Source organism: Shinella sp., assembly GCF_052438155.1.
GTDB lineage: Bacteria > Pseudomonadota > Alphaproteobacteria > Rhizobiales > Rhizobiaceae > Shinella.
Genome location: NZ_JBQVPI010000119.1, coordinates 1 through 348, shown reverse-complemented (window position 1 = coordinate 348; position 348 = coordinate 1). Strand labels below are relative to the sequence as shown.

General features: G+C 61.8%; 1 protein-coding gene. It reads right to left on the bottom strand.

From position 1 onward, the window contains the following. On the bottom strand, nucleotides 1-319 hold a 319-nt coding region (locus ACT6VE_RS34905), incomplete at its 3' end, for a hypothetical protein (RefSeq protein ID WP_444802665.1). Nucleotides 320-348: the final 29 nt, after the last annotated feature.

Here is a 348-nt window from a genome sequence, read left to right as displayed (position 1 = left end):
CTCCTAAGTAGGTGAATGGTGCGGACGGGCGGAGGAAGGTGATCGGCTTTCCTTGCAGCCGCAAGACCTGCAGTTCGCGGCGGGCTTGCTTCTCCGCGTCTGCTGGGGTGCTGCACCTGCCGGACTGGTGCGCGTGGTGGAGCGCGGCAGTGGCGAGGGTTTTGCTGTGTGATACGATGAGGTGGCCCCAGTCGGAGTAGGCCGAGAGCTTGTCGGCCTGGCAGCGAATGTTACTGATCGAGTTGCACAGGATAGCAATGTCGTCCGCATAGTCAATGCTGCCGATGGTGAATCGCCCGGCGGTGTCCGTCGCGTCCATTGTGAACTTGTACCCCCGCGCTCCTACTT